2 protein-coding genes are annotated in these 1,492 nt (G+C 66.8%); both read left to right on the top strand.

Going from position 1 to position 1,492, the window contains the following annotated elements; translation table 11 throughout:
• The coding region (locus EOD07_RS34085) for an arginase family protein (RefSeq protein WP_206519649.1) at positions 1-226 on the top strand (226 nt) is incomplete at its 5' end.
• Positions 227-228: 2 nt separating this feature from the next.
• A complete protein-coding gene (locus EOD07_RS34080; RefSeq protein ID WP_127238321.1) occupies positions 229-1,287 on the top strand; it encodes an ornithine cyclodeaminase in 1,059 nt (352 codons plus the stop codon).
• Positions 1,288-1,492: the final 205 nt, after the last annotated feature.

Raw genomic sequence — 1,492 nt, 5'->3', positions numbered from 1 at the left:
GGCCGTCGGCGCCACCGTTCCCGGCGGCGCCACCTTCCGCGAGGCGCATCTGGTGATGGAGATGCTGTCCGACAGCTGCCTGGTCTCCAGCCTCGACCTTGTCGAATTGAACCCGTTCCTCGACGAGCGCGGCCGCACCGCGACCCTGATGGTCGACCTCACCGCCAGCCTGATGGGCCGCCGCATCATGGACCGCCCGACCCGCAGCCATTCCGGGAGCCTCTGATCATGACCCAGCCTTCGCGCCTCGCCATCGTCCCCTTCGTCAGCGTCGACCGCATGATGAAGCTCGTGCTCGCCATCGGCGTCGAGCGCTTCCTGACCGAGCTTGCCGCCTATATCGAGGAGGATTTCCGCCGCTGGGAGCTGTTCGACAAGACGCCGCGCATCGCCTCGCACAGCCATGACGGCGTCATCGAGCTGATGCCGACCAGCGACGGCAAGATGTACGGCTTCAAATATGTCAACGGCCACCCGAAGAACATGCGCGAGGGCCGCCAGACCGTCACCGCCTTCGGCGTGCTCGCCGATGTCGGCTCCGGCTATCCGATGCTCTTGACCGAAATGACCATCCTGACGGCGCTGCGCACCGCCGCCACCTCTGCGGTAGCGGCAAAATACCTGGCGCCCAAGGGTTCGCGCGCCATGGCCATCATCGGCAACGGCGCCCAGTCCGAGTTCCAGGCCGTCGCCTTCAGGGCCCTGCTCGGCATCGACAAGCTGCGGCTCTACGACATCGACCGCTCGGCTTCCGAAAAATGCGCCCGCAACCTTGCCGGCAAGGGCTTCGACATCACCATCTGCGCGACCGGGCAGGATGCGGTCGAAGGGGTCGACATCATCACCACGGTGACGGCCGACAAGCAGTACGCCACCATCCTCACCGACAACATGGTCGGCTCCGGCGTCCACATCAACGCCGTCGGCGGCGACTGCCCCGGCAAGACGGAGCTCCACCGCGACATCCTCTTGCGCTCCGACATCTTCGTCGAGTTCCCGCCGCAGACGCGCATCGAGGGCGAGATCCAGCAACTCGACGCCGACCATCCGGTGACCGAGCTGTGGCGGGTGATGACGGGCCAGGCCGAGGGCCGCAAGTCGGCGGAGCAGATCACGCTGTTCGATTCCGTCGGCTTCGCCACGGAGGATTTTTCCGCGTTGCGTTACGTCCGCGACCAGCTCCAGGCCACCGGCCTCTATGAAGAGCTCGACCTGCTCGCCGACCCCGACGAGCCGCGCGACCTGTTCGGCATGCTGGAGAGGGCGGCGATGCAGCCGGCGGCGTAAGGTCTTTCGCCGAGGCCATTTCGAGGCGCGGCCAATCGCATAGGGCGCTCCCCCTCTCCGTCTCGGCTTCGCCGAGCCACCTCTCCCCGCCTTTGGCGGGGAGAGGAACCCAAGCTTGCAAAGGCCGCGCCGTCAGCGAATGGCGTTTCCTCGCCCCCGCAAAGCGGGGGAGAGGTGGATCGGCGCGCAGCGCCGAGACGGAGAG

The sequence above is a fragment of the Mesorhizobium sp. M2C.T.Ca.TU.002.02.1.1 genome (genome assembly GCF_003997225.1).
Note: the sequence above shows the minus strand (reverse complement) of the source record. Positions and strands in the feature narration are given on the sequence as shown.

What these genes read in the sequence shown, in the direction of transcription:
- EOD07_RS34080 (WP_127238321.1), top strand. Translation starts at nt 229, where the DNA reads ATGACCCAGCCTTCGCGCCTCGCCATCGTCCCCTTCGTCAGCGTCGAC.